Source organism: Ramlibacter sp. (assembly GCF_036383835.1).
Taxonomy (GTDB): domain Bacteria; phylum Pseudomonadota; class Gammaproteobacteria; order Burkholderiales; family Burkholderiaceae_C; genus Ramlibacter.
The window spans coordinates 34,366-59,876 of the sequence record NZ_DASVNN010000045.1 but is presented as its reverse complement, the minus strand read 5'-3'; the positions used below and the strand labels follow the sequence as shown (position 1 = coordinate 59,876).

Here is a 25,511-nt window from a genome sequence, read left to right as displayed (position 1 = left end):
GAGGGGCCCACGCCGGTGCTGCTGGACGCCCTCATCTCCACCGGGAACACCATCGCCAGCGCGAGCCAGGTGCTGCGCGCCGCGGGCTGGGGCCAGGCCGTGTGCGTGGCCGTGCATGCGCTGACCGACGCGGCCGGCATCGACATGCTGCATCGTGCCGGCATCAGCCGCATCGCCAGCTGCGACACGGTGCCGCATCCGACCAATGCGATCGGCGTCGCGGGCCTGCTGGCCGACGCGCTGGGGCAGGCCTGCGCGGCGCCTTGATGCGCAGGGTGGGCAAGCTCGCTGGCCCACCGCTGGTTCGGTCCTACGCGTGCGGCTCCCTCCACGGCGTGGGCCCCTCGCGCGGCAGGAGCGAGGGATGCGGCAGGTTCGCCTGCAGCGCCCGCACCTGCTGCTCCAGGTGGGCGATGCGCTGCAGGTACCCGAGCAGCAGGCTCACCGTGAACAGGTCCAGGTCGTAGTGGGTGCGCAGGCGCATCGCCTCGCGCAGCGGCGGGACGCAGGCGGCGCTGAACTGCAACCCGGCGTCGCCGCTTTCACCCAGCAGCGGCACGAGGGCGCCGTAGTCCACCAGCTCCCGCAGTTCGGCCGCGCTCAGGCTGCACATCGAGGCGAGGTCTTCGAGCTCGACGCGGTGATGGGCCTCGAGGCCCCAGAGCTCGGGTACGTGGACGGTCATGACCGGCCTCCTTGGGAAGGCACGGACCTACTGTACGCGCATGTCGAACGCCTGTTGCAGTCCTTCGAGGCTGGTGATGCGCACGTGCTTCTTGTCCACCTCCAGCAGCCGCTGGTGCTGGAAGGCCGAGAAGGTGCGGCTCACGGTTTCCAGCTTCATCCCAAGGTAGCTGCCGATCTCGGCGCGCGACATGCGCAGGTGGAACTCGCTGGCCGACCAGCCGCGCGCCTTCATGCGCTGCGAGATGTTGAGGAGGAAGGCGGCCAGGCGCTCCTCGGCGTTCATGCTGCCCAGGAGCATCATGAGGCTGTGCTCGCGCACGATCTCGCGGCTCATGAGACGCGAGATGACGTGCTGCAGGTCGGTGCTGGTGCTGGCCAGTTCCATCAGGTGCGCGTACGGGATCGCGCAGATCTCCGCGTCCTCCAGCGCGATCGCGCTGCTGGCGTGCTGGCCGGAGGCGAGGCCGTCGAGGCCCAGCAGCTCGCCGGCCATCTGGAAGCCGGTCACCTGCTCGCGGCCGTCCTTCAGCGTCAGGTGCGACTTGAAGGTGCCGCTGCGCACGGCGTAGATGAACTGGAACTTCTCGCCCTCGTGGTACAGCGCCTGGCCTTCCTTGATCCGGCGGCGGGCGAACTTGAGGCCGTCGAGCCGCTCGATGTCGGTGCCGTTGAGGCCGCAGGGCAGGCACAGGTCCTTCAGGTGGCAGGTGGAGCACAGCGTACGGAGCGGCGCCGGCGCGGCATCGCGGCGGGCGTCCTCGCGCGGAACGAACTGGAGGGGGGCGGTGTGGCGGGTGGCGGTCTGCATGGTTGTTCTCTGGTCGTTCAGTGCACCGGGCGGCGGCCGGCCGCGGCGACGGCCTGGGCGAGCTGGTCGATTTCCGTGCTCTTGTCGAGGAAACGGGCGGCGCCGTCGTTCAGGTAGCGCTTGCGGTAGGCGGGCGCCGAGTTGTTGCTGAACACCACGAACGCCACCTGCGGGTCGGCCTCGCGGACGGCCTTCAGCACCTGCAGGCCGGTGCCGCCATCGAGCTGGTGGTCCAGCACCACGACGTCCGGCTGCGAGGCCAGGATGCCGTGGATGCACGAGTCGGGCGTGGCGCCCTCGCCCACCACGGCCATGTGCGCGGCATCCAGCAGCGCGTTGACGCGCTGGCGGATCTGCAGCGAGTCGTCGGCGAGGAACACCTTCAAGGAGCCGTTCGGATTCATGGGAGCCATCTTCGCGGCCGGGCGCTTTTCGCGACATCGGCGGCGGCTGAATCGGCGGCTCGGAGAACTCCGAAACGGCCTGGTCGCTGCACCGAGCGCGGCTAGGAATCGTCCTAGGACAGGCGTGGACGCCCGGCGCGCGCGGTGGATCGCTACGCAGCTCACCTTCGGTTACGAAATGGGCTGGCTCTGCGTGCCGGATCGTGAACTTCGTCACAGCGGAGCCTTGTCAAGCCCTCACAATTGCAATACTTTCGGACCCCCTGTTCCAAATAAAACGTTGGTGAGATCGGAGCTGGACTATGGCTTGGTTGAAGAGTGGCATCCGCAACAGCATTTACGGCCTGCTGGGTAATCCGGCTACGCCGAGCGACTCCGTGCTGGAAAGCGGGACCGAGGACATCCGCGAGGCGATGCTGTCGCTGCTGGGCGAAGCCGGCACCAAGCAGTTCGCCAACGTCACCCGGCGCATCCGCTACGCCAACGACATCCAGGGCCTCTGGTACCTGCGTGGCGACCTGATGGCGGCCCTCGCCACGATCGCGGGCGAAGCCGAAGCGCGCAGCCAGGTGCAGAGGATCACCCGCATGTTCCAGGGCCTGCTGCCCGGTAGCCTGAATTCCCGGCCCAGCCCGCTCATGAACTGAGCCGGCCCGGCCCCATGAATAAAGCGCGGACCTGCCGCGCTTTATTTTTTGCCCCGTCCGTAGGGTGGGCAAGCTGGCTTGCCCACCGGTAGCGCGCCTTCAGTGCCGGTGGCCCCAAAGGAGAAAGGCGTCGCGGCCTTCCGCGGCCAGCGTGACCTCCGCACCCACCGGCAGGCAGACCTTGGTCGGCACGTGGCCGAACGGCAGGCCGGTGAACACCGGCGCCTTCACCTGCGTGCGCAGCCAGTCGATCACGGTCTTCAGCTTGAAGCCCTTGTCGTGCGGGACGGGCACCCAGTTCGTGAAGTGCCCCAGCAGGATGGCTTTCTGCTTCTGCAGCACGCCGGTGTACAGCAGCTGCGTCAGCATGCGCTCGACGCGATACGGGTGCTCGTGCACGTCCTCGAGGAACAGGATGCCGCCCTTCACCTGCGGCAGCCACGGCGTGCCCGCCAGGGCCGAGACGATGGCGAGGTTGCCGCCCCACAGCACGCCCTTCTGCTGGATGGGCTTCTCCACGCGCTCGGCCGCCGGCAGCTGCCAGCCGGTGCCCTCGCCCTGGCCGGTCAGCAGATCCTCGAAGCAGGCCTGCATGATCTCGTCGGGATCGGCATCCACGCCGAAATCCTCGCCGACGGCGGGCCCGGACCAAGTCACGCGGCCGGTCTCGGCCAGCACCGCATTCTGGAAGGCGGTGAAGTCGCTCAGGCCCACGAACTGCATGCCGCGGTCGATCGCCTTGGCCACGGCCTTGTAGGGGATGCGGGGCAGCAGCCGCGTGAGGCCGTAGCCGCCGCGCGTGATGATGGCGACGTCGGCGCCGCTCGCCGCCGCGCGTTCGATCGCGGCGAGCCGGGTTTCGTCGTCGCCGGCGAAGCGCATGTGCCTCGCGAACACGTCGGGATCGAGTTCGACCTCGTGGCCCATGGCCTTCAGCCGCGCGATGCCGCGGCGCACCGCCGCCTTGTTGCCGACGGCACTGGAGGGGGAGAAGATGTAGATGCGCTGTTTCGTCACGGGCGGAAGTATCCCACTGCCGTGCGCGCGATCTCCTCGCCCTGCTCCTGCACGAAGTGGCCCGCGTGCGGCAGCACGATGGGCTCGGGGCAGCCGCGGATCTGCTGGCGCAGCGCTTCCATCACCGGCACGCCCAGCACGGGGTCCTGCGCGCCGACGAACATCAGGCTGCGCCCCTTCCATTGCCGCGACAGGAAGTCGCGCGCCTGGCGGGAGATCGCCGCGCCGGGCGCCTCCGGCTTGTCCGGCACCATGAGCGGGAATGCGCGCAGCGCGGCGCGGTGGCCGGCATCCGGGAACGGCGCCCCGTAGGCCGCGCATTCCTCTGGCCGCAGGTGCGGGTTGCCGCGCTCGAACAGGCGCGGCACGTCGAAATCCGGCTTCTTGCGGCACATGTCGCGCCAGGCGACGAAGCCCAGGCTCAAGGGCACATCGCCGGTGCCCAGTGCCGTGTTCATCGCCAGGAGGCCGCGGTAACGCTGCGGATCCTCCATCGGCAGGGTCAGTCCCAGCAGCCCACCCCAGTCCTGCATCACCAGCACGGTGTTGCGCAGCTCCAGGCGCTCGACGAATTCCAGCAGCACCTGGCGGTGCCACTCGAAAGTGTGGGCGCCGTCCTTCTTCGGCTTGTCGCTCTTGCCGAAGCCGATCAGGTCCGGGGCCACCACGCGCCCGCCCGCTGCCAGGAAGATCGGGATCATGCGCCGGTACAGGTAGCTCCAGGCCGGATTGCCGTGCAGGCACAGCCACGTGAGCGGCGCCTCGCGCGGACCTTCGTCCAGGTAGTGCATGCGCAGGCCGGCCAGCGACGGCAGGTCGTGGACGTAATGCGGCTCCCAGGGATAGTCCGGCAGGTCGCGGAAGCGTTCCTCCGGCGTGCGCACCGCATCGTCCCGCAACGGCCGCGCGTTCACCCGCGCCTCCTGCCGGCGCGAGCGGAAGAAGTCCGACAGCACGGCAGCGCTTTCCTGCGCGAGCACGCCAGGCTGCACCTGCGTCTGGTGATTGAGCTGCGGCTGGGCGAACAGGTCGACCACCGAGCCGGCGGCGCCGGTCTTCGGATCGGCGGCGGCGTACACGACGCGTGCGAGCCGCGCGTGCATCATGGCGCCGCTGCACATCGCACAGGGCTCCAGCGTCACGAAAAGCTCGCAGCCGTCGAGGCGGTAGTTGCCGAGGACCTGCGCGGCCTGGCGCAACGCCCGGATCTCGGCGTGGGCGGTCGGGTCGTGGCTGCCGACCGGGCCGTTGTGCCCACGCGCTATCACCCGGTCGCCATGGACCACCACGGCGCCCACCGGGACCTCGCCCGCGGCCAGAGCCAGGCGGGCCTGCGCGAGGGCTTCGCGCATGAAGCCTTCGTCGCGCGCTGCTGCGCTCACTTCTCGTTGTCCGGCATCGGGCGGGCCTGCTGCAGCGCGCCCTGCACGGCCTGCTCGAACTGCTGCACCTGCGCCTTGGGGGTGGCCGCCGGCGCGCTCGACCCCGGTGCATTCGCCACGGGCGCCACGCCCGCGGAGAGCTGCTTTTTCGCCAACAGGCCGACGATGGCCACCACGACGAGCAGCCCGATCAATCCGAAGATTCCCCGCATCACGCACCCTCCATGCCGAGCCGCTGCATCCACGCGGCGAGTTGCCGTTCGTCCTGGCTGCCGGCGGCATACACCTCGCGCATCTTCGCGTGGGCTTCGCGCCGGTGCTGGTTCAACTTCAGCTTGCAGGACCACTCCACGACGTCCAGCTCGAAACCGACGATGCCGGCCAGCATCTTGTGGGCGAATTCATCGCCGAGGCTGCGCCACTGCTCCGCGTAGGGCGGCTCGTGGTCGCCAATCAGCTTCTTCAGCAGGCGGTCCTTGGCGAGCGGGTCTTCCACCAGCCGCGCCTGCACCTTGCAGTGCACGGCGAGGTAGTTCCAGGTGGGGACGCGCTGCAGGTCCGGATAGACCTTCGGCGACAGGTAGGCATGCGGCCCCATGAACATGGCCAGGGCCGCCGGCCGCGCCTGCAGGTAGCGCCAGTGCGGGTTGGGCTTGGCGCAGTGTCCGAGCAGCACGAAGCCGGCCGCCTGCCCCGGGCTTGATCCGGGGTCGCGCTCTTCCAGGTGCAGCGGCAGGTGCGTGGCGAAGGGGAAGCCGCCGTCGTCCGTCGACACCAGGGTCGCGAACGGGTGGGAGCGCATCAGCTCCGCGGCGATGGCGGGATCGTCGGACTTGAACTGCGGCGGCTGGTACATGGCCGCATTGTGCCCCGGCGGCCGCGCTGGATCGCCGCCCCCTCGCGGGGACGGCCCTTTCAGCTCAGAGACGGAAGTTCTGGCGATACCACTGCTGCACGTCCGGCTTGCGGACGTAGCTGCACAGGCCGCCGCCGTTGCCGCCGTGAGCCGGCATGTCCACTTCCGCGGCATGCTTCACCGCCGGATGCGGCACGACCTCGTACGACGGCGCGGACTTGCGCGTGGGGTCGATGTTGCGGAAATTCGCGCATTGGTTCAGCGCGCGCTGCGCCTCGGGGTAGCGCTTCTGGTCGTAGCGCGCCTGCGCCGCGAACTGGTCGTTTGGGCGCACGACCTGCTCCCGCGTCGCCGGCGGCTTGGCCGCCTCCGCGCGGACCTTCGCCAGGAGGTCGGCATGGTTGCCCCAGTGGCCGTTGCCGTAGCGGCGCGGATCGCATTCTCCGATCGTGCCGGAGTCGTACGGCGCGCGGCCGTGCACTTCCTCGAAGGCCTTCGTCAACCAGGGGTCCTGGCAGCGGCCGGCATGCGCGCTCCCCGCGAGGGCGAGCGCGGCGAGGCCGAGGCCCGTGGTGACGAATTTCCTCATCATGGCGGCGCCTTGCATCAGCGCTGGATCAGGTTGGCGCCACCGGGCGCGACCACGTTGCCGCCGCCGGGGGACACCACGTTGGCGCCGCCAGGGGCGATGACGTTGCCGCCCGACATGACGGGCCGGCCGTTCACGAGGCCGTTGCCGGCCGGTCCCGGCCTGGCCGAGCCCGCGATGTTCATGCCGAAGGCCGTCTTCACCTTGCCCACCAGGTCCGGATAGCTGCTCCATCGGCCGCCGCCATAGCGGTGGATGTCGCATTCGCCGCTGCTGCCGGAGCCTTGCGGGGCACGACCTTTCACTTCCTGGATCGCGCGGGTAACCCAGGGGTCCTTGCAAGCGCCCGCGTTCGCAGCGCCGGCGATGGCGAGCAGGCCCAGGCCGATGGTGAACAACTTCTTCACTGATCTCTCCAATGACGTCTCCGCAAAAGTCGCGGCACTGCCCCGCCACGCGGCAAGGCCAGCCGACTGTAACTATCGGTGACGGAGAGAACCTATCCGCTGAAAAGAGTATTCCCGCCAGCGGACAGTCCCGCCTGCAGCGGCACACGCAGCGTGAGCCGCGTGCCGGCGCCGCTGCTGGCGATCTCGAGCGAACCGTGCAGCTGTTGTTGCGCGCGCAAGCGCATGTTCTTCAATCCGCGGTGGGCCGGGGATGCCCCCTGCCCGCCGTCGTCGAAGCCGCGGCCGTCGTCCTCCACGTGCAGGACGAGCTCGTCGCCCTCGCTGCGGCAGGCCAGGCGCAGCACGCCGGCGCCCGCGTGCTTCAGGACGTTGGTCACGGCCTCCTGGACGATGCGCAGCACCTGCAGCGCCGCACTCGGCGAAGGCAACGCCACGCCGTCGTCCACAGCCCACTCCAGGTGCAGGCCGGCCGCGCGCAGGCGCGGCTCCAGCCGATAGCGCAGGTTGCCCAGCGCGAGCTGCAGGGAATCGCGTTCGGGCTCCAGCGAATCGATCACGAGGCGCAGGTCGTCGATGCAGTCGCGCAAGTGCCGCTCCACCTCCCGGCTGTCCGCCTTGCCGCGCTGCACGGCATCGAGCGTCGTGATCAGCTGCGAGCCGATGCCGTCGTGCATGTCGCGCATCAGGCGGTCGCGTTCGGCCGCCACGGTGGCTTCGCGTTCGAGGGCCCGCAGGCGCTCGTGCGTGCGCTGCAGCTCCTCGGCGCGTTCCTGGACGCGCCGTTCCAGTTCCGCGTTGAGCGCACGCGCATCGTCGTAGGTCCGGAAGTAGTTCTCGGCCAGCGCATACACGAGCGCGCACAGAAGCAGCGGCGCACCGTAGGCCATGCGCGCGGCCGGTCCGAAGGGAAGCAACTGCGCGGACACGCCGAGGTCGGTCAGTCCCAGCAACAGCGTGAGCACCATGCCGGCCAGGATCACCCAGGGTCCGGCACCCGTCGTCGTGGGCCGTCGCAGGTGGCGCACCAGCAGCAGGATGCTCCAGGCGCCCATCGCGGCGCACAGGACGTACCAGGGCAGGCGCAAGGCGCGCACGAGCAACGGGTCCAGCAAGGCGAACACCGGCACCGCGAGGACGGCCGCCGCCAGCACGAAGCGCTCCATCGCGACCGCCGGATGCCCGGTGTAGCGCCGCATGAACGTCCATTGCAGCACCACGACGAGCCCGAGGCTGCCCAGGACGAAGGCTTCCCAGATGGACGACGGCACGCCGAAGCTGTCCACGGTGTAGTGGAAGTTGCGCAGCGACCAGACCAGCGCCAGGGCCGCGAACAGCCCGTAGATGCCCTCCTCCGGGCGACGCAGCCACAGCAGGAGGACCAGCACGCCGACGAACACCAGGGCCATGTTCAGGGACCGCGGCAACGTGACGCGCAAGGCCAGGTCGCGGTGGTACATCGGCTCCACGAGCGGCTGCGGCCCGAGCGTGAGCGGGCCCAGTCCGCCGCGCAGGTTGGGCGCGACCCGCAGCCGGAGCAGCAGCTCGTTGCGGCCCGCGTGCAGCAGCTGCGGCGCGATGGCATTGAGCTGCGGGCGCCCGAAGGACCGCACGAAAATCCCCGTCATGGGGCCGCCGCCGACCGTGACGCCGTTGATCACGAGCTGGTGGGTCGTCGCCACCGTGGGCAGGTAGGCCGCCCAGGCTTCGGTGGGCGCCTGCGGCAGCTCGAACACCGCCCGGTACCAGCCGTAGCCGGACTGGCCGGGATTGCTGCGGTTCCAGTTGTCCGGCAGGGACCGCACGGTCCACGGCGCGTCGGCCGCGGGCGGCTGCGGCGCATCCGATTTCAGGAAGGCGGCCTGCGTGATGTCGACGAGATGCGCCTCCGCCGGCGGCGCGCCGAGCTGCAGCAGCGCGGCGGCGCCGCCGAGCACCAGGACGAGGAGCAGCAGCAGCGCACCGGCGAGACGGCTCACAGCTTCAGGATCCCGCGCTGGTGCGCGAGGTACACCGCATGCTGCCGCGAGGTGGCTTCGAGCTTCCGGTAGATCTTCTGCACGTGCGACTTCACCGTGAGCGGCGAGATGTGCAGGCTCTCGCCGATCTCCAGCACGCTGCGGCCGCGCGCGATGGCTTCGAGGATGGTGGTCTCGCGCGGCGACAGGGGCGACGGCACGGCGGCATCGCCTGAAAGCGCCGCTTCGGGCGCGGGTACGGCCGTCGGAGCGGGAGCGGGCGCAGGCGCCGCCGCACCGGGCCGCAGCCGCACCAGCAGCAGGCGCGCCAGGGCGGGACTGATCGGCGACTCGCCCGCCTGCAGCGCGTGGATGCTGGCGTTGAAGTCTTCCGGCAGGCTGTCCTTCAGCAGGTAGCCGGTGGCGCCGGCTTCGATGGCCTCGAACAGGTTGCGTTCGCCGCCGAACACCGAGACCACCATGATCGCGGTGTGCGGCGAGGCCTGGCGGATGTGGCGGATGACGTCGAAGCCGCTGCCGTCCGGCAGGCCGAGGTCGATCAGCGCCACGTCGGGCGCGAGGGCTCCGGCCGCCTGGATCGCGTCAGCCGCGCTGGCGAATTCGCCGGCCAGCACGAGGCTGGGGTCGCGCGCGAGGTTCTCCCGGTAGCGCTGCGCATGCAGCGGGTTGTCCTCGACGACGATGACCGTGGTGCGGACTGCGGCGCGCACTGCGTCACTCCCGCTCGAAGCCGCCGTCGTCCGTCGACACCTGGGTGGCGAACGGATGGGAGCGCATCCGCTCCGCGGCGATGGCCGGGTCGTCTGACTTGAACTGCGGCGGCTGGTGCATGGCCGGATTATGAGGAAAGTGCACGACGCGTTCCGTTGCCTCGCGTCCTATGGCTTCGGGAACCTCGAGACCAGAAACTCGGATCCAGCCGTCGTCAGATGCGCCTCGTCCCACGCCGTCAGCTTGTCACCCGTTTCCCCGAGCCGGGCCAGGCAGCCAGTGGCGTCGCACATGATCTGCATGGGGGAGATGTAGTTCACGCCAAGGGCCGCAGCCCTTCCGCGCAGGGCAGCGTCCATCTGGACGGATTTCGGGCTCAAGCCCAGGGTCATCCGATACGGCACGATGTGCGGAAGGCTCTGCCTGAAATACGCGTAGAGCTGCTTCGGCAGGCCGCCGTTCCATTGCGGCACCGGCCCCACCAGGTCGATGTCCGCAACGCCCGCCTTGCGGAGCATCTGGACCGTGGCTTCCAGTCCGGACAGGTCATAGTCGGTCCAGATGGCAGCGAGGACGACCCGAGAGGGACGTTGGACAGCCAGCTGGGACAGCACATGCCGGTTGATCTCCGTGCAATGAGGCCGGTCGGGAGGATCCGTGCCGAGGATCGGCGGGCAGGCGCTGGCCGTCCTCTGCACGAGGGCGAGGGAATCCCCGAAGTGGGTCTTCAAGCCAGGATACAGGTGTGCCGCATGCGAATCCCCCCAGAGCAGGAGCGTCGGCCTGCCGTTCGGGGCCTCCGTCGGGCACTGGGAGAACTGCCGAAAGTCCTGCTCCGGCCTCAGGAAGCAGGTGCCCTCCCGGTAACCGCGCTTGTAGTCGTACTTGTATTGCGTCAGCTCCTGGATGATCGGCGGAAACCGCGAACCCAGCCCGTTTTGCGCGAACGTGCCGTAGCCGACGGATCCCACGACGACCATGGAGAACACCAGCACGAGAGCCTTGCGTGCACCCTTGGTGCCCCCGCGGATGGGACGCTCGACCACGCGGTACGTGAGCCAGGCCAGCAGGATGGACGCCGCGACGGCGGCGACACGCACCTTGCCGCTGGGAGCGTCGGTCGACACGATGCGGGCGAAGGACAGCAGGGGCCAGTGCCACAGGTACAGGGGAAAGCTGATCAACCCGATCCAGACCATGACCTTGTTGGAGAGGATCACGCGATTGGCCCAGGCCTTGGGACCGGCCGCGATCAGCAGTACGGCTCCCGCCACGGGAATCGCAGCCCACTTGCCGGGAAAGCTGGACGTCTTGTCGATGCGCCAGAAGCCGTACAGAAGAAGCGCCACTCCCAGCGATGAAAGCAGATTGGCGATCGCGCTTCCGTCGGGCTCGCGTCGCACGCGATACAGGGCGCGGGTCAGCCATGCATCGAGCCGGAGCCTCCATGGCGTCCACGAATCCTTCCGGAACACGCCGGCCCATGCCAGCAGGCTTCCGCAAAGCAGCTCCCAGATCCGGCTGTGCGGCGAGTAGAAGGTGGCGACCGGGTGCGTTTTCACGCCCTTTGCATTGAGCGCGAATGAGACCGCCGCCACCAGGCCGGTGATCGTCAGCAGGTTGAACTTGCCTTTCCAGGCGATCCAGATCAGGAGCGGCCAGACCAGGTAGAACTGCTCCTCGATCCCGAGGCTCCACAGGTGGAGCAATGGCTTGGTTTCCGCGGAGTTGTCGAAGTAGCCCGACTCGTTCCACAAGACCAGATTGGCGGTGAATCCGGCTCCGGCCATGATGTGCTTGCCCAGCTGCCTGTATTCGTCCGGCAGCAGCACGAACCACCCGAGCGCGAAGCTGGCGGCCAGCACGAGCAGAAGCGCGGGGAATATCCGCTTCACGCGGCGTGCATAGAATTCCGCGAAGCTGAAGCTCCCGTTCTCGAGTGCCTGGAACAGGATGGTCGAGATCAGGAATCCGGAGATGACGAAGAACACATCCACGCCGATGAACCCGCCTTGCACCCAGCGCGGAAAGGCGTGGAATCCCACGACGGAGAGGACTGCCACCGCGCGCAGTCCGTCGATGTCCGGTCGGTATTTGGGATGCGGCAGGGGCGCGAGGTGTGTCATTCCCACTCGATGGTCGCCGGCGGCTTGCTGCTCACGTCGTAGGTGACGCGGTTGATGCCGCGGACCTCGTTGATGATGCGGCTGGACACCTTCTTCAGCAGCGCATAGGGCAGCTCGGCCCAGTCGGCGGTCATGAAGTCGCTGGTCTGCACCGCGCGCAGCGCCACGACGTAGTCGTAGGTGCGGCCGTCGCCCATCACGCCCACGCTCTTGACCGGCAGGAACACGGTGAAGGCCTGGCTGGTCAGGTCGTACCAGCTCTTGCCGGTCTTCTCGTCGCGGAAGTTGCGCAACTCCTCGATGAAGATCGCGTCGGCCCGGCGCAGCAGGTCGGCATATTCCTTCTTCACTTCGCCGAGGATGCGCACGCCCAGGCCCGGACCCGGGAAGGGGTGGCGGTAGACCATCTCGGGCGGCAGGCCGAGCGCCACGCCCAGCTCGCGGACTTCGTCCTTGAACAGGTCGCGCAGCGGCTCCAGCAGCTTCAGGCCCAGCTGCTCCGGCAGGCCGCCCACGTTGTGGTGGCTCTTGATGGTGACGGCCTTCTTGCTCTTGCCGCCGCCGGACTCGATCACGTCGGGGTAGATCGTGCCCTGCGCCAGCCACGCGACGTGGCGCGCATGCGTCTCCTTGATCTTCGCGGCTTCCGCCTTGAACACGTCGACGAACAGGCCGCCGATGATCTTGCGCTTCTTCTCCGGGTCGCTCACGCCGGCGAGCTTGCCGAGGAACAGGTCGCTCGCGTCGACCCGCACCACCTTCGCATGGAGCTTGCCGGCGAACATGTCCATCACCATGTCGCCCTCGTCCAGGCGCAGCAGGCCGTGGTCCACGAACACGCAGGTGAGCTGGTCGCCGATCGCGCGGTGGATCAGCGCGGCGGCCACGGAGGAATCGACGCCCCCCGACAGGCCCAGGATCACTTCCTCGTCGCCCACCTGCCGGCGGATCGCTTCCACCGCTTCGGCGACGTGGTCGCGCATCACCCAGTCGGGCCTGGCCTGGCAGATGCCGCGCACGAAACGCTCCAGCATCGCGTGGCCCTGCACCGTGTGCGTGACCTCGGGGTGGAACTGCACCGCGTAGAACCGGCGCGCCTCGTCGGCCATGCCGGCGATGGGGCAGCTCTCGGTGGACGCCATCAGCTTGAAGCCGGGCGGCATCTCGGCGACCTTGTCGCCGTGCGACATCCACACGTCCAGCATGCCGTGGCCTTCGGGCGTGGTGTAGTCGGCGATGTCGCGCAGCAGTTCGGTGTGGCCGCGGGCGCGGACGGCGGCGAAGCCGAACTCGCGCTTGTGGCCGGCCTCGACCTTGCCCCCGAGCTGTTGCGCCATGGTCTGCATGCCGTAGCAGATGCCCAGCACCGGCACGCCGAGCTCGAACACCGCCTGCGGCGCGCGGTCGGTGCTCTCCTCGTACACGCTGGCATGGCTGCCGGAGAGGATCACGCCCTTGAGCTTGCCGTCGGCCGCGTACTGGCGAACCCATTCGTCGCTGACGTCGCAGGGATGGACCTCGGAATAGACGTGGGCTTCGCGCACGCGGCGGGCGATCAGCTGCGTGACCTGGGAGCCGAAGTCGAGGATGAGGATCTTGTCGTGTTGCATGTCAAACCAGGTCGGTGATCAGGGGATGTTCGAGCTTCAGGCAGGCGCGCCGCAGGGCGCGGTCCATGGTGACGAGGGGCGCTTTCAGGTCGACGGCGACCTTCAGGTAGGCAGCGTCGTAAGGAGTGAGTTCGAGCGATTGCGACCAGTTCCAGAACTCGAGCGGCGAGACGCGCAGGGGCGCGAGCGCCACGGGCAGGCGGCTCAGCAGCCGCAGCACGTGCTGGTGCGCGCTCGGGCTGAAGCGCCCGCGGGCCAGCGCGCGGCCCGCGGCATGCAGCGCCTCGAGCGGGAAGATCGCGGCGCTGGTGGCGCTCTCCTCCTCCGTCATCACGCGCACGAGGGCTTGCGACACCTTGTCGCCGCCCTCGTCGGGGAAGACCCAGCTCGCGAACGCGGAAGCGTCAACGACCAGCACGGCTCGCCTTCGGGTCGTCGGTCCATCCCTCGCCCCGCGCGTCGCGCTCGCGCTTGTGCTCGTCCCACAGCGCCTGGAAGGGTTCGCCGCGGCCCACCTTGGCGCGCAGCGCTTCGAGCTCCTGCGCGATCGCCTGGCGCCGCGCCTCGATGCTCGGCTGCTCGGATTCCGGTTCCTTGATCAGCCGGATCACCCGCTTGCCGTGGCGCGTCAGCACGACCTCCTCGCCGTTCTCGACGGCACGGATCAGCTCGGAAAGCTGGCTCTTGGCCTGATGAATGGGGACGGTTTGCATGAGTTCTGGTTCGACTGCACCGCAATCTGGTCAGATTTTATCGCCGACAAAGAAAAAAGGCCAGAAAGTTCTGGCCTTTTTCCGAAGTTCGGGAGGGTCACTCCGACCGATAGTTCGGGGCTTCCTTGGTGATCTGCACGTCGTGCACGTGGCTCTCGCGCATGCCGGCCGACGTGATCTCCACGAATTCGGCCTTGTTGCGCATCTCCTCGATGTCGGCGCAACCGCAATAGCCCATCGCCGCGCGCACGCCGCCGGCGAGCTGGTACACGATCGCCACCAGCGAGCCCTTGTACGGCACGCGGCCTTCGATGCCTTCCGGCACCAGCTTGTCCGCGTTCGGATTGGTGCTGGTCGCTTCCTGGAAGTAGCGGTCGGCGCTGCCCTGCTGCATGGCGCCGATCGAGCCCATGCCGCGGTAGCTCTTGTAGCTGCGGCCCTGGAACAGCACGATCTCGCCCGGCGCTTCCTCGGTGCCGGCGAACATGCCGCCCATCATGACGGTGCTGGCGCCCGCCGCGATCGCCTTGGCGATGTCGCCGGAGAAGCGGATGCCGCCGTCGGCGATCAGGGGCACGCCGCTGCCGGCGAGCGCCGTGGCGACGCTGTCGATCGCCATGATCTGCGGCACGCCCACGCCCGCGACGATGCGCGTCGTGCAGATGGAGCCGGGGCCGATGCCCACCTTCACCGCGTCGGCGCCGGCTTCCACCAGCGCCCGCGCGGCCGAGCCGGTGGCGATGTTGCCGCCGATCACGTCGACCTGCGGATAGTTCTGCTTCACCCAGCGCACGCGGTCGATCACGCCCTTGCTGTGGCCGTGGGCCGTGTCGACCACGATGGCGTCGACGCCGGCCTTGACGAGCGCCTCGACGCGCTCCTCGGTGCCCTCGCCCACGCCGACCGCCGCACCCACGCGCAAGCGGCCGCTGGGGTCGCGCGCGGCATTCGGGAAGTTGGTCTGCTTGGTGATGTCCTTGACGGTGATCAGGCCCTTGAGCTCGAAGGCTTCGTTGATCACCAGCAGGCGTTCCAGCTTGTGCTTGTTCAGCAGCGCCTTGGCTTCGGCCGCATTGGTGCCCTCGCGCACGGTGATCAGCTTGTCGCGCGGGGTCATGATCTGGCTGACCGGCACGTCGTAGCGCGTTTCGAAGCGCATGTCGCGGCCGGTGACGATGCCCACCACCTTGCCGCCATCGAGCACCGGGAAGCCGGAGATCCCCAGTTGTTCCTGCATCGCGAGCACCTGGCGCACCGTGTGCTGGGGCGTGATCACCACCGGGTCGCGCAGGACGCCGGATTCATAGCGCTTCACCCGTGCCACCTCGGCCGCCTGCTGCTGTGCCGTGAGGTTCTTGTGGACGATGCCCATGCCGCCTTCCTGCGCGATCGCGATCGCCAGGCGCGCCTCGGTCACGGTGTCCATCGCGGCGGAAACCAGCGGCAGGTTCAGCTGGATGTTGCGGGAGAGCCGGGTGGAGAGGGAAGTGTCCTTGGGCAGGACCTGGGAGAACGCCGGCACCAGCAACACGTCGTCGAAGGTGAGCGCTTTTCCGAGAAGCCGCATCTGATCGCTCCAAAAAAAGGATTGTACCCGCGTGCACTTTTGCACGACCCGGCCGGGGTTTGCGCGCCACGGCCAGGCCGATGCCCTACGCGGTTTCCCGACGGTCGGGCTAAACTCGAACGATGAAAGCTGCCCGCCTTGCCCTGCTCGCTCTCGCCTGTTCCCTGCCCCTGGCCGCCGCGGCCCAGTGGCAATGGCTGGACAACAGCGGGCGCAAGGTCTTCAGCGACCAGCCGCCGCCGCCCGACATCGCGCCGAACCGCATCGTGAAGACGGGCCGTGGCGCGGCCGCCACCGCGATCCAGCAGCAGGCCGCCGCCACGGAGGCCCCGGCCGCCGCCGCGGCAGCCACCAGCCTGCCCAAGCCTTCCGGCAAGGACAAGGACCTGGAGGCGAAGAAGAAGGAAAAGGAAGCGGGCGACCAGGCGAAGAAGAAGGCCGACGAGGAGAAGATCGCGGCGACCCGCACGGAAAACTGCAGCCGCGCGAAGAACGCCAAGGCGACCTTCGATTCGGGCCTGCGCGTCGTGCGCACCAACGACAAGGGCGAGCGCGAATTCATGGACGAGGGCCAGCGGGCCGCCGAGGTCAAGCACCTCAACGACATCATCGCGCGCGACTGCGCGAAATGACCGTGCGCGGCGGCGCGACGCGCCGCCAGCAGGGTCATCCCCGCGCAGGCGGGGATCCACGTTTTCAATACCCCGGCTTGGCGCCCGGCCTGCGCTTGGCGAACAGGCCCGTCGCCCGCGCGCCCTGCTTCTGGAAGCGTTCCCGCCGCGCCACCTTGGGGTCCACCAGTAGCGGACGATAGATTTCCACGCGGTCGCCTTCCTTCAACACCTGCTCCAGGCTGCTGCGGCGGCCCCAGATACCCAGGTCGAGCGCGGAAACATCCTGCCCTTGCGTGGCCTCCGGCCAGCCGCTGGCGCGGACCGCGTCGCCCACCGTGGCACCCGCGGGCACGTCCACGGCCCATTCGAGCACCTGCCGCGGCGCCGGCGAATACATCACGACCACGCGCATGGCTTCAGCCGTAGACCTGTTCGGCGCGCTTGACGAAAGCGTCCACCAGGTTGCCGGCGATCTTGTCGAACACGGGGCCCACCAGCGCCGCGAGGGCACTGCTCTTGAAGCCGTAGTGCAGTTCCAGCGTGACCTTGCAGGCGCGCTGGTCGGCTTCGCCCACGGGCTGGAACTTCCAGCTGCCATCCAGGTTGGAGAAAGGTCCCTCCACCAGCTTCATGCGCACCTCGCGCCCCGGCACGTGGGTGTTGCGGGTGGTGAAGGTCTGGCGGATGCCCGAGAAATGGATGCCGACCTCCGCCTTCATGCCATCCGGCTCGATCGCGATCACCGTGGAGCGGTCGCACCAGGGCAGGAACTCGCAGTACTTCGCGACGTCGGTGACCAGCGCGAACATCTCTTCGGCGCTGTACCAGATGAGCACGGACTTGTGGACTGTTTTCATGGAGAATTGCGGGCCCGCGCGGGATTGTAGAGAGCCGCCGCCGGCCTCACCTGTCAGCTCATGACGAAAAAGAAAGAAACGCCCTCCCGCATCGCCGACAACAAGAAAGCCGCCTTCGACTACTTCTTCGAGGAGCGGCACGAGGCGGGCATCGTGCTGGAAGGCTGGGAGGTCAAGGCCGTCCGCGAAGGCAAGGCCCGAATCACCGAAGGCTACGTGGTCATCCGCGAGGGCGAACTGTTCCTCATCGGCTGCCACATCGACCCGCTCAGGACCGCCTCCACCCACGTGAAGGCCGAATCGGCCCGCACCAAGAAGCTGCTGATGCACAAGGACGAGATCCGCCGGCTGATCGGCAAGGTGGAGCAGAAGGGCCACACCCTGGTGCCGCTGCAGCTGTACTGGAAGGCGGGCAAGGTCAAGTGCGAGATCGCGCTGGCCAAGGGCAAGGCCGAACACGACAAGCGCCACACGATCAAGGACCGCGAAGGCAAGCGCGAGGTGGAGCGCGCGATGAAGGAGCGCCACCGCTGATCGGGGAAAAACCCGGGTGCGGGAATAAACGCGTCCCGGCCGTCGTTCATGCAGGTACGAAAACCCCATCCAGGAGAAGACCATGAACCTGCCTCGCCTCGCTGTCACCCTCGCCTGCGGCACCCTGCTCGCAGCCTGCGCCTCGATGATGTCCCACGCTCCCGCCAAGGTGTCCGACGGCGTCTTCGTGGGCTCGAACGGCATGACGCTGTACACCTTCGACCGCGACACCATGGGCTCGGGCAAGTCGGTCTGCAACGGCCAGTGCGCGACCGCCTGGCCGCCCCTGATGGCCAGCGCTTCCGACAGCGCGTCGGGCGACTGGACGATCGTCGTGCGCGACGACGGCGCCCGCCAGTGGGCCTACAAGGGCAAGCCGGTCTACTTCTGGCAGCGCGACACCAAGCCCGGCGACCGCACCGGCGACGGCGTCAACAACGTCTGGCGTCTGGCTCGCCCCTGATCCCGCTGCGGCCGCAACGCTCCCCGTGGGGCGGTGCGCGCCCGAGGCATACCGTCCAGCCAGGCTAGGCTCGCACCATGCACGCCACGTCGTCGTCGCCTCCCGGACTGGCCGGTTCCTCCTCGCGCCCGGGGCTGGTCGGGCACATCCCCGACCTGCGCCGCTACGCGCGTTCGCTCACCGGCGACGCCTGGGCGGCGGACGACCTGGTGCAGGACACGCTGGAGCGTGCCTGCGAGCGCTGGAAGCTGTGGACGGCGGGCAGCGACCTGCGCGCCTGGCTGTTCACGCTGATGCACAACCTGTTCGTCGACGGTGCGCGACGCGCGCTGCGCCAGCAGGCGCACCGGGTGGACGTGGAGGACGTGGCGCAGGAGCTGGCGGCGCCCGGCGGCGCCCCGGACCAGGCGCTGGACCTGCAGCGGTGCCTGCTGCGGCTGCCCGAGGAGCAGCGCGAAGTGCTGCTGCTGGTCACCTTGCAGGACCTTGCCTATGAGGACGTGGCGCGGATCACCGGGGTGCCGATCGGCACGGTGATGTCGCGGCTGTCGCGCGCACGCAGCCGCCTGCGCGAACTGATGGAAGGGCGGCAACCGCCCGCGTCGGGAGCGGCGCCTTCGCTGCGCCGTTTGAAGTGAAAGTAGGTCGCAGATGAACGACGACAAGCGACTGCAGCAGGACGAGGCCGAACTCCACGCCTTCGTGGACGGACGCCTCGATGCAGCCGCGCGCGCGGCGGTGCAGGCGCGGCTGGACGCGGATCCACAAGCCGCCCGCACCGTGGCCGCGTGGACGGAACAGAAGCTGGCGCTGCGCGCCCTGCACGCGCAGTTGCTGCACGAACCCGCGCCGCCCTTGCTGGCGCAGGCGGCGCAGCGGCTCCACCACCGCAGCGACAGCGCTCTGCGCTGGGTCCGCTGGGGCGGCATCGCCGCTTCGGTGCTGCTCGCGTTCGCCGCGGGATGGATGGCGAACACGCAATGGCAGTCCCAGCACGAGGTGCAGCCCATCGCGCGGGCGCGCGGCCCGGGCGAGTTCGCGCGCCAGGCCGTGCTGGCGCACTCGGTGTACCTGCCCGAAGTGCGGCATCCGGTCGAAGTGGACGCCGCGCAGCAGGACCACCTGGTGCAGTGGCTGTCCAAGCGCCTGAACCGGCCGCTGAAGGTCCCCAATCTCGGTGCCATGGGTTACGAGCTGGTCGGCGGCCGCCTGCTGCCGGGGGAAAGCGGCGCCCGGGCGCAGTTCATGTACCAGAACGGCAGCGGCCAGCGCGTGACGCTCTACGTCGGCGCGGTCGATGCGAAAGGCACGGCAGAAACCACGTTCCGCTATTCGACCCAGGGCGACGTGGCGAGCTTCTACTGGGTCGACCAGGGTTTCGGCTACGCGCTTTCGGGCAAGTTGCCGCGCCAGGGGCTGCTGGTGCTCGCGGAGTCGGTGTACCGGCAGTTGTGAACGTTTCGCGTCGCGTAGGGTTGGGCAGCTCCGCTGTCCACCGTTTCCCGGATGCCCGGTGGGCAACGGGCGTTGCCCACCCTACGTCGACCGCGGACTAGCGCAGGTCCCGCAAGGGATGCGCGTGCGCGGGCCACGGACTCGCGAAGAAGGCCTGCACCATTTCCGGCGCGACCTCCTCGATGCGCGCCGGGTTCCACCGCGGCGCGTGATCCTTGTCGATCGCGAGGGCGCGGATGCCTTCGAAGGTCTCGCTGGCCGCGCCGGGACGAAGCTGGAAGCAGTGGCGCACCATGTCGCGCTCCATGCGCAGGTCGTCGGCGAGCTTCATGTGGCGGGCACGCCGCGCGTGCTCCAGCGTGACGTGCAGCATCAGGGGCGAACGCTGGCGCAGTGCAGCGGCGGTCTGCTGCGCCCAGCCGGAGGCGTCCGCCTCGAGTGCGTGGACGATCGCGCTCACGGTCGGCAGCGCGAAGAAATGGTCGATGTCGGCGCGCTGCGCGGCGAGCGCGCTCGTGCCGGTGGCCTGCTGCCGCGTGCGCTCGCGCAGCGCCGCGAAGCCCTCGCCGTCGGCGATGCGCTCCCACAGCGTCGGCAGCTCCGCCGAGGACACCAGGAGGTCGGCCAGGCCGGCCGCGAGCGCATCCTGGCCCGTGATCGGGTTGCCCGTCAACGCCAGGTACTCGCCCAGCCGCCCGGGACAGCGCGCCAGGAACCAGCCGCCGCCCACGTCGGGGAACAGGCCGATGTTGGTCTCGGGCATCGCCATCTTCGTGCGCTCGGTGGCGATGCGCAGGCTGTAGTCGCCGCCGTGCGCGGAGATGCCCATGCCGCCGCCCATCACGATGCCGTCCAGGAAGACGACGTACGGCTTCGGATACACGTGGATCAGGTGGTTGAGCGTGTATTCCTCGGTGAAGAAATCCTCCAGCCGCGGATCGCCGGCCAGCACCGCCTGGTGGAAGAAGCGGATGTCGCCGCCGGCGCAGAAGGCGCCGAACGGGCCTTCCTTGCCCATGCCACGGACCGCGACGCGCTCCACGCGCGGGTCGTCGCGCCAGGCGAGCAGCGCCGCGGTGAGCTCGCGGATCATGTCGAGCGACAGCGCGTTCAGCGCCCTGGGCCGGTTCAGCGTGATCAGTCCCGCACTGCCGCGGACTTCGGCGACGACATGACTCATCAGGAAACCTCCGCGCGGTGCGCTGCGGTATTCGCCTCGGGAGCGGCCCGGCGGCTCATGCCCGCTGCCTCCATCCGAGCAGCTCGTTCGCCACCAGCGCGCCGATCACCAGCGCGCCGCCGGCCAGCACGGTCTGGCCCGGCACTTCGTCGGCGCCGAACCAGGCCAGCACGATGCCGAAGATCACTTCCAGCAGCGCCAGCAAGGCGATCTCGGGCGCCTTGAGCACGCGGGCGCACATCACCGCCAGCGCGCAGGGGATGGCGAGCTGCACGAGACCGAGCAGCGCCAGCAGGCCGATGTCGTGCGCCGAGGCGCGCAGCGGCATGGCCAGCGGCAGCGTCGCGATCGAGGAGAGCACGGCGCCCACCAGCACCGCCGGCACGAGGTCCACGTTCTGGCCCTGCGCATGCGCGCGCTGCGTGATCGTCCAGTTGATGCCACCCGCCAGCGGCACGAGCAGCGCCACCAGCGTCCCGGCGAGCTGGTCGCGCTCCATCTGCGCGCCGTACATGGAGGCGATGCCGGCCCCGGCGACCAGGATCGCGAGCCAGGTGCGCAGCGGAATGCGGTGGCCGATGAACACCCGCGCGATCAATGCGGTCAGGAGCGGGCCGATCGCCATCGTCACCAGCACGTTGGCCACGCTGGTGAGCGTGAGCGCCACCATGAACGCCGTGAACATGACGCTCCAGCAGATCCCCGACAGCCATAGCGGCCAGCCGCCCCGGCGGATCCTGGCGAACACGACACGTCCCTGGAAGAACGGCAGGATGACGAGCAGCGACAGCACGGTGAAGAAGCTGCGCCAGAAGGTCACCTCGAAGCTGCGCGCGTGCTCGAGGTGGCGCGTGATCACGCCCGCGATGGACCACATGAGGGTCACCGCGACCATGAGGAAGACCGCTTTCGTATGCGTCAGTTTCAAGGGGTCGTGGTTCTCTTCCGGAAGCGCCGGATGTTATCAAGCGCGGGGGGCCGATAAGTAAGATAATGGGAGACGCGCGGGACATCGCACCCGTCGCGCCAGTGCGGTGATCGGTCAGATTCGCGTTTTTCGAATGAATGCCATGAGTTTGTGATTGCGTCGGGCTCCATCGCTTACCAACCTTCAATGGAGTCCCCATGGACAACAAACTTTACGTGGGCAACCTGCCCTATTCCTTCCGCGACGGCGACATGGAACAGGCGTTCAGCCAGTTCGGCAGCGTCCAGAGCGCCAAGGTCATGATGGAACGCGACACCGGCCGCTCCAAGGGCTTCGGTTTCGTCGAGATGGGCAGCGCCGCCGAGGCGCAGGCCGCCATCCAGGGCATGCACGGCAAGGATTACGGCGGCCGCGGCCTGACCGTCAACATCGCCAAGCCGATGGAACCGCGCACCGGCGGCCGTCCCCGCTACTGAGCGATCGCGTGGCCAAGGAAGAACTGATCGAGATGCGCGGACGCGTCGAGGAAATCCTCCCCGATTCGCGCTGCCGCGTCGTCCTGAGCAACGGCCACGAACTGGTGGCCTACACCGGCGGCAAGATGAAGAAGCACCGCATCCGCATCATCGCCGGCGACGACGTGACGCTGGAGCTGTCGCCCTACGACCTCACCAAGGGCCGCATCATGTTCCGGCACTTGCCGGAGCGCAGGCCGGGCCCGCCGGGCGGCGGCAATCGCCCGCCGCACCGCCGCTGAACGCGGCACCATGAAAAAGGCCCCGCATGCGGGGCCTTTTCCTTTGGCTTACGCCGCTTCCCGCAGGGAACGCTTGCGCTCGTGCTCCTTCAGGTAGCGCTTGCGCAGGCGGATGGTCTTGGGCGTGATCTCGACCAGCTCGTCGTCCTCGATGAACTCCACGCCGTATTCCAGCGTGAGGTCGATCGGGGGCGTGATCTTGATCGCGTCTTCCTTGCCGGAGACGCGGAAGTTGGTCAGCTGCTTGGTGCGGGTGGCGTTCACCACGAGGTCGTTGTCGCGGTTGTGCACGCCCACGATCATGCCCTCGTACACCTTGTCGTTCGGCTTGACGAACATGCGGCCGCGGTCGTCCAGCTTGCCCAGGGCATACGTGAAGATCTCGCCGTCGTCCATGGAGATCAGCACGCCGTTCTTGCGGCTGGCGATCTCGCCCTTGAAGGGCTCGTAGCCGTCGAAGATGTTCGAGATCAGGCCCGAACCGCGGGTCAGGTTCAGGAACTCGTTGGAGAAGCCGATCAGGCCGCGGGCGGGGATGCGGTACTCCAGGCGGACGCGGCCGCGGCCGTCCGGCTCCATGTTGACCATCTCGCCCTTGCGCTCGCCCAGGGCCTGCATCACGCCGCCCTGGTGCTGCTCCTCGACGTCGGCCGTCACCAGCTCGATCGGCTCGCTGCGCACGCCGTCGATGTCCCGGAACACCACGCGCGGCTTGGACACCGCAAGTTCGTAGCCTTCGCGGCGCATGTTCTCGACCAGGATGGTCAGGTGCAGTTCGCCCCGGCCCATCACTTCGAACACGCCTTCCTCGTCGGTCTCCTTCACGCGCAGGGCCACGTTGGACTGCAGTTCCTTCTGCAGGCGGTCCCAGATCTGGCGGCTGGTGACGAACTTGCCTTCCCGGCCGGCGAGCGGCGAGGTGTTGACGCAGAAGTTCATCGTCAGCGTCGGCTCGTCGATCTTCAGCATCGGCAGCGGCAGCGGATTCAGCGGGTCGGTCACGGTCACGCCGATGCCGATCTCCTCGATGCCGTTGATCAGCACAATGTCGCCGGGGCCGGCTTCCTTGACCTGCACGCGCGTCAGGCCTTCGAAGGTCAGCACCTGGTTGATGCGGCCCTTGAGCTGCTTGCCGTCCGGGCCTTCCATCACGAGCACGTCCATCGACGGGCGGATGGTGCCCTGGTTGATGCGGCCCACGCCGATGCGGCCCACGAAACTGGAGTAGTCCAGCGCCGAGATCTGCAGCTGCAGCGGCGCTTGCGGGTCGCCCTCGTGCTGCGGCACGTGCTTCAGGATGGTGTCGAACAGGGCCGACATGTCGGGACCCCACTGCGCGCCGGCCGCGCCCTCTTCCATCGAGGACCAGCCGTTGATGCCGGAGGCGTACACCACCGGGAAGTCCAGCTGTTCGTCGTTGGCGCCGAGCTTGTCGAACAGGTCGAAGGCGGCGTTGATCACCTTGTCCGGATTGGCGCCCGGCTTGTCGACCTTGTTCACGACCACGATCGGGCGCAGGCCGAGGGCCAGCGCCTTCTTGGTCACGAAGCGCGTCTGCGGCATCGGGCCTTCCTGGGCGTCGATCAGCAGCAGCACGCCGTCGACCATGGACAGCGCGCGCTCCACCTCCCCGCCGAAGTCGGCGTGGCCGGGGGTGTCGACGATGTTGATGTGCGTGCCCTTCCAGCTCACGGCGCAGTTCTTGGCCAGGATGGTGATGCCGCGCTCCCGTTCGATGGCGTTGTTGTCCATCACGGTGTCCTGCACCTTCTCGTGGTCGGCGAAGGTGCCGGACTGGCGCAGGAGCTGGTCGACCATGGTGGTCTTTCCGTGGTCGACGTGGGCGATGATGGCGATGTTGCGGATCTGCGTGGTCATGGTGTGGCTACGGGCTCTACTGAACCCAGGATTTGTTGGATTTCGACAGGGCTCAGGAGGCGGGAAGGAATCAGCTCACCGCCCTTGACGTGGGCCGTTCCTAAAAGTGATCGGGGATGGTCGGCGAACACCGCCACCTGTTCGGCTTCTGCCCAGGCTCCCCGCCTGCGCATGCCGCTGAGAAAGCGCCCAGCATCTTCCGTGCCGAGCGTGACGCGCGCGTGACCGGGCAGGAGGGACTCCACCGGCAACAGGCGCGCAATCCTGTCTGATTCCGCCAGCGCCTCGAGTTCCCCGAGGGTGACGCATTGCGCGATGCCGAACGGCCCCGTGGCAATTCTTCGCAGGGAAACGAGGTGCGCCCCGCATCCCAAGGCAGAGCCGATGTCCTCGCCCAGCGTCCGGATGTAGGTCCCCTTGCTGACCTTGGCCACGATCCTCAGCAGCGCGGGCTCCAGGAGCTCCAGCCGCAAGTCGAAGATCGTCACGTTGCGCGGGGCGCGCTCCACTTCCTGGCCGGCGCGCGCGTATTCGTAGAGGGCCTTGCCGTCCTTCTTCAGCGCGCTGTGCATCGGCGGCACCTGCGCGATGGCGCCGGTGAACTGCGACTGCACTTCGGCCAGCCGCCGAGGCGCGATCGCCGGCACTTCGCACCGGGCGATCACCTCGCCTTCGCTGTCGCCGGTTGCGGTGCGCACGCCCAGCTGGGCCACGGCCTCGTAGGTCTTGTCAGCGTCGAGGTGCAGCTGGCTGAACTTGGTCGCCGAGCCGAAGCACAGCGGCAGCACGCCGGTGGCCATCGGGTCCAGCGTGCCCGTGTGGCCCGCCTTTTCCGCGCGCAGCAGCCACTTGGCCTTCTGCAGCGCGTCGTTGCTGGAGAAGCCCAGCGGTTTATCGAGCAGCAACACCCCATGCACAGGGCGCCGCTGCACCCTGGTGCGTGGCGCGTTCACGGGCTAGTCGTCCTTGGAACGGGAGGAAACGGCCTTGGCGATCAGGGCGTTCATGTCCGCCGCGCGCTCGGTGGTGCGGTCGAACTGGAAGTGCAGCGTGGGCACGGTGTGGATGTGCAGGCGCTTGAAGAGGTGGTTGCGCAGGAAGCCGGCCGCCTGGTTCAGGGCGTCCTCGGTTTCCTGCGGGTCCCCCACCAGGATGCTGAAGAACACCTTGGCGTGCGCGTAATCCGGCGTGACCTCCACCGCACTGAGCGTGACCATGCCCACCCGCGGGTCCTTCAACTCGCGGGCGACCAGCTCCGTCAAGTCGCGCTGGATCTGGTCCGCGATCTGGTAGGAGCGATTGGGCTTGGACGACTTCTTGGGCATGGCCTGGTTTGCGCGAA

General features: G+C 68.5%; 30 protein-coding genes and 2 pseudogenes. 9 read left to right on the top strand and 23 right to left on the bottom strand.

Features of this window, described 5'->3' with window-relative positions; all coding sequences use genetic code 11:
* Positions 1-267 (top strand): annotated as a pseudogene (locus tag VF522_RS07845) (ribose-phosphate diphosphokinase); the annotation flags it as partial.
* A 43-nt stretch (positions 268-310) separates the two neighbouring features.
* Here VF522_RS07845 and VF522_RS07840 read toward each other — a convergent pair.
* Genes VF522_RS07840 through VF522_RS07830 form a run of 3 tightly spaced genes read right to left on the bottom strand, consistent with a single transcriptional unit; the run spans position 311 to position 1,899 of the window.
* Positions 311-685, bottom strand: coding sequence for a chaperone modulator CbpM (locus VF522_RS07840; protein WP_330907674.1), 375 nt, complete (start codon positions 683-685; stop codon positions 311-313).
* Positions 686-712: 27 nt separating this feature from the next.
* Positions 713-1,495 (bottom strand): fumarate/nitrate reduction transcriptional regulator Fnr, encoded by a 783-nt coding sequence (fnr, locus tag VF522_RS07835; RefSeq protein ID WP_330907673.1) that lies wholly within the window; start codon positions 1,493-1,495, stop codon positions 713-715.
* A gap of 17 nt (positions 1,496-1,512) precedes the next feature.
* The gene (locus VF522_RS07830) at positions 1,513-1,899 is read right to left on the bottom strand and encodes a response regulator transcription factor (protein ID WP_330907672.1); all 387 of its coding nucleotides are present in this window, start codon (positions 1,897-1,899) and stop codon (positions 1,513-1,515) included.
* A gap of 302 nt (positions 1,900-2,201) precedes the next feature.
* On the opposite strand from VF522_RS07830, the gene VF522_RS07825 reads away from it, so the two are divergent.
* Complete coding sequence (locus VF522_RS07825; protein WP_330907671.1) at positions 2,202-2,546, top strand: hypothetical protein; 345 nt, start codon at positions 2,202-2,204, stop codon at positions 2,544-2,546.
* A 99-nt stretch (positions 2,547-2,645) separates the two neighbouring features.
* Here VF522_RS07825 and VF522_RS07820 read toward each other — a convergent pair whose 3' ends face one another.
* From VF522_RS07820 to guaB, 13 genes are all read right to left on the bottom strand, one after another.
* On the bottom strand, positions 2,646-3,563 hold the full coding sequence (locus VF522_RS07820; protein ID WP_330907670.1) for an LD-carboxypeptidase: 918 nt from the start codon (positions 3,561-3,563) through the stop codon (positions 2,646-2,648).
* Entirely contained in the window at positions 3,560-4,945 is a 1,386-nt protein-coding gene (gene tadA / locus VF522_RS07815; protein ID WP_330907669.1) for a tRNA adenosine(34) deaminase TadA, read from the bottom strand. The genes VF522_RS07820 and tadA overlap by 4 nt, the downstream gene beginning before the upstream one ends.
* The gene (locus tag VF522_RS07810; protein ID WP_330907668.1) at positions 4,942-5,157 is read right to left on the bottom strand and encodes a hypothetical protein; all 216 of its coding nucleotides are present in this window, start codon (positions 5,155-5,157) and stop codon (positions 4,942-4,944) included. Before VF522_RS07810 ends, tadA begins: the two co-directional genes overlap by 4 nt.
* On the bottom strand, positions 5,157-5,801 hold the full coding sequence (locus VF522_RS07805) for an FMN-binding negative transcriptional regulator (protein ID WP_330907667.1): 645 nt from the start codon (positions 5,799-5,801) through the stop codon (positions 5,157-5,159). The genes VF522_RS07810 and VF522_RS07805 overlap by 1 nt, the downstream gene beginning before the upstream one ends.
* 64 nt (positions 5,802-5,865) lie before the next feature.
* Positions 5,866-6,393 (bottom strand): hypothetical protein, encoded by a 528-nt coding sequence (locus VF522_RS07800; protein WP_330907666.1) that lies wholly within the window; start codon positions 6,391-6,393, stop codon positions 5,866-5,868.
* A 14-nt stretch (positions 6,394-6,407) separates the two neighbouring features.
* Positions 6,408-6,797, bottom strand: coding sequence for a hypothetical protein (locus VF522_RS07795; protein ID WP_330907665.1), 390 nt, complete (start codon positions 6,795-6,797; stop codon positions 6,408-6,410).
* A gap of 92 nt (positions 6,798-6,889) precedes the next feature.
* Complete coding sequence (locus VF522_RS07790) at positions 6,890-8,776, bottom strand: sensor histidine kinase (protein ID WP_330907664.1); 1,887 nt, start codon at positions 8,774-8,776, stop codon at positions 6,890-6,892.
* Complete coding sequence (locus tag VF522_RS07785; RefSeq protein WP_330907663.1) at positions 8,773-9,486, bottom strand: response regulator transcription factor; 714 nt, start codon at positions 9,484-9,486, stop codon at positions 8,773-8,775. Before VF522_RS07785 ends, VF522_RS07790 begins: the two co-directional genes overlap by 4 nt.
* Before the next feature lie 168 nt (positions 9,487-9,654).
* Positions 9,655-11,613: an acyltransferase family protein gene (locus tag VF522_RS07780; RefSeq protein ID WP_330907662.1), complete on the bottom strand. Its 1,959-nt coding sequence runs from the start codon at positions 11,611-11,613 to the stop codon at positions 9,655-9,657.
* Positions 11,610-13,223 (bottom strand): glutamine-hydrolyzing GMP synthase, encoded by a 1,614-nt coding sequence (gene guaA / locus VF522_RS07775; RefSeq protein ID WP_330907661.1) that lies wholly within the window; start codon positions 13,221-13,223, stop codon positions 11,610-11,612. Before guaA ends, VF522_RS07780 begins: the two co-directional genes overlap by 4 nt.
* 1 nt (position 13,224) lies before the next feature.
* Positions 13,225-13,641 carry a type II toxin-antitoxin system VapC family toxin gene (locus VF522_RS07770; RefSeq protein WP_330907660.1) on the bottom strand — a complete coding sequence of 139 codons (417 nt, stop codon included), beginning with the start codon at positions 13,639-13,641 and terminating at the stop codon, positions 13,225-13,227.
* A complete protein-coding gene (locus VF522_RS07765) occupies positions 13,628-13,936 on the bottom strand; it encodes a type II toxin-antitoxin system prevent-host-death family antitoxin (protein WP_330907659.1) in 309 nt (102 codons plus the stop codon). Before VF522_RS07765 ends, VF522_RS07770 begins: the two co-directional genes overlap by 14 nt.
* Before the next feature lie 97 nt (positions 13,937-14,033).
* On the bottom strand, positions 14,034-15,503 hold the full coding sequence (gene guaB, locus VF522_RS07760) for an IMP dehydrogenase (RefSeq protein ID WP_330907658.1): 1,470 nt from the start codon (positions 15,501-15,503) through the stop codon (positions 14,034-14,036).
* A 122-nt stretch (positions 15,504-15,625) separates the two neighbouring features.
* On the opposite strand from guaB, the gene VF522_RS07755 reads away from it, so the two are divergent.
* Positions 15,626-16,135, top strand: coding sequence for a DUF4124 domain-containing protein (locus tag VF522_RS07755; RefSeq protein WP_330907657.1), 510 nt, complete (start codon positions 15,626-15,628; stop codon positions 16,133-16,135).
* 64 nt (positions 16,136-16,199) lie between these two features.
* Here VF522_RS07755 and VF522_RS07750 read toward each other — a convergent pair whose 3' ends face one another.
* The gene (locus tag VF522_RS07750) at positions 16,200-16,529 is read right to left on the bottom strand and encodes an RnfH family protein (protein ID WP_330907656.1); all 330 of its coding nucleotides are present in this window, start codon (positions 16,527-16,529) and stop codon (positions 16,200-16,202) included.
* A gap of 4 nt (positions 16,530-16,533) precedes the next feature.
* Positions 16,534-16,974, bottom strand: a complete 441-nt coding sequence (locus VF522_RS07745; RefSeq protein ID WP_330907655.1) for a type II toxin-antitoxin system RatA family toxin — start codon at positions 16,972-16,974, stop codon at positions 16,534-16,536.
* Positions 16,975-17,034: 60 nt separating this feature from the next.
* Here VF522_RS07745 and smpB point away from each other — a divergent pair, with 60 nt between their 5' ends.
* The 4 genes from smpB (at position 17,035) to VF522_RS07725 (ending at position 19,426) form a co-directional block, all read left to right on the top strand.
* Entirely contained in the window at positions 17,035-17,508 is a 474-nt protein-coding gene (gene smpB / locus VF522_RS07740; RefSeq protein WP_330907654.1) for an SsrA-binding protein SmpB, read from the top strand.
* A gap of 82 nt (positions 17,509-17,590) precedes the next feature.
* Positions 17,591-17,971 carry a hypothetical protein gene (locus VF522_RS07735; protein ID WP_330907653.1) on the top strand — a complete coding sequence of 127 codons (381 nt, stop codon included), beginning with the start codon at positions 17,591-17,593 and terminating at the stop codon, positions 17,969-17,971.
* A gap of 77 nt (positions 17,972-18,048) precedes the next feature.
* Positions 18,049-18,609: a sigma-70 family RNA polymerase sigma factor gene (locus VF522_RS07730; protein WP_330907652.1), complete on the top strand. Its 561-nt coding sequence runs from the start codon at positions 18,049-18,051 to the stop codon at positions 18,607-18,609.
* A 13-nt stretch (positions 18,610-18,622) separates the two neighbouring features.
* Complete coding sequence (locus VF522_RS07725; protein ID WP_330907651.1) at positions 18,623-19,426, top strand: anti-sigma factor; 804 nt, start codon at positions 18,623-18,625, stop codon at positions 19,424-19,426.
* Positions 19,427-19,523: 97 nt separating this feature from the next.
* Here the strand turns inward: VF522_RS07725 and VF522_RS07720 are convergent, their stop codons facing one another.
* Both VF522_RS07720 and VF522_RS07715 read right to left on the bottom strand, forming a co-directional pair.
* Positions 19,524-20,606 carry an enoyl-CoA hydratase/isomerase family protein gene (locus VF522_RS07720; protein WP_330907650.1) on the bottom strand — a complete coding sequence of 361 codons (1,083 nt, stop codon included), beginning with the start codon at positions 20,604-20,606 and terminating at the stop codon, positions 19,524-19,526.
* Between the two features lie 55 nt (positions 20,607-20,661).
* On the bottom strand, positions 20,662-21,534 hold the full coding sequence (locus VF522_RS07715; protein ID WP_330907649.1) for a DMT family transporter: 873 nt from the start codon (positions 21,532-21,534) through the stop codon (positions 20,662-20,664).
* Between the two features lie 197 nt (positions 21,535-21,731).
* Here VF522_RS07715 and VF522_RS07710 point away from each other — a divergent pair.
* Both VF522_RS07710 and infA read left to right on the top strand, forming a co-directional pair.
* Positions 21,732-21,986, top strand: a pseudogene (locus tag VF522_RS07710) (RNA recognition motif domain-containing protein); the annotation flags it as partial.
* A gap of 32 nt (positions 21,987-22,018) precedes the next feature.
* Entirely contained in the window at positions 22,019-22,291 is a 273-nt protein-coding gene (gene infA, locus VF522_RS07705; RefSeq protein WP_330907648.1) for a translation initiation factor IF-1, read from the top strand.
* Between the two features lie 48 nt (positions 22,292-22,339).
* On the opposite strand, the gene typA is transcribed toward infA, so the two are convergent.
* Genes typA through rbfA form a run of 3 tightly spaced genes read right to left on the bottom strand, consistent with a single transcriptional unit; the run spans position 22,340 to position 25,494 of the window.
* On the bottom strand, positions 22,340-24,169 hold the full coding sequence (typA, locus tag VF522_RS07700; RefSeq protein WP_330907647.1) for a translational GTPase TypA: 1,830 nt from the start codon (positions 24,167-24,169) through the stop codon (positions 22,340-22,342).
* Complete coding sequence (truB, locus tag VF522_RS07695) at positions 24,166-25,122, bottom strand: tRNA pseudouridine(55) synthase TruB (protein ID WP_330907646.1); 957 nt, start codon at positions 25,120-25,122, stop codon at positions 24,166-24,168. The genes typA and truB overlap by 4 nt, the downstream gene beginning before the upstream one ends.
* A gap of 3 nt (positions 25,123-25,125) precedes the next feature.
* The gene (gene rbfA / locus VF522_RS07690; protein ID WP_330907645.1) at positions 25,126-25,494 is read right to left on the bottom strand and encodes a 30S ribosome-binding factor RbfA; all 369 of its coding nucleotides are present in this window, start codon (positions 25,492-25,494) and stop codon (positions 25,126-25,128) included.
* Between the last annotated feature and the right edge of the window lie 17 nt (positions 25,495-25,511).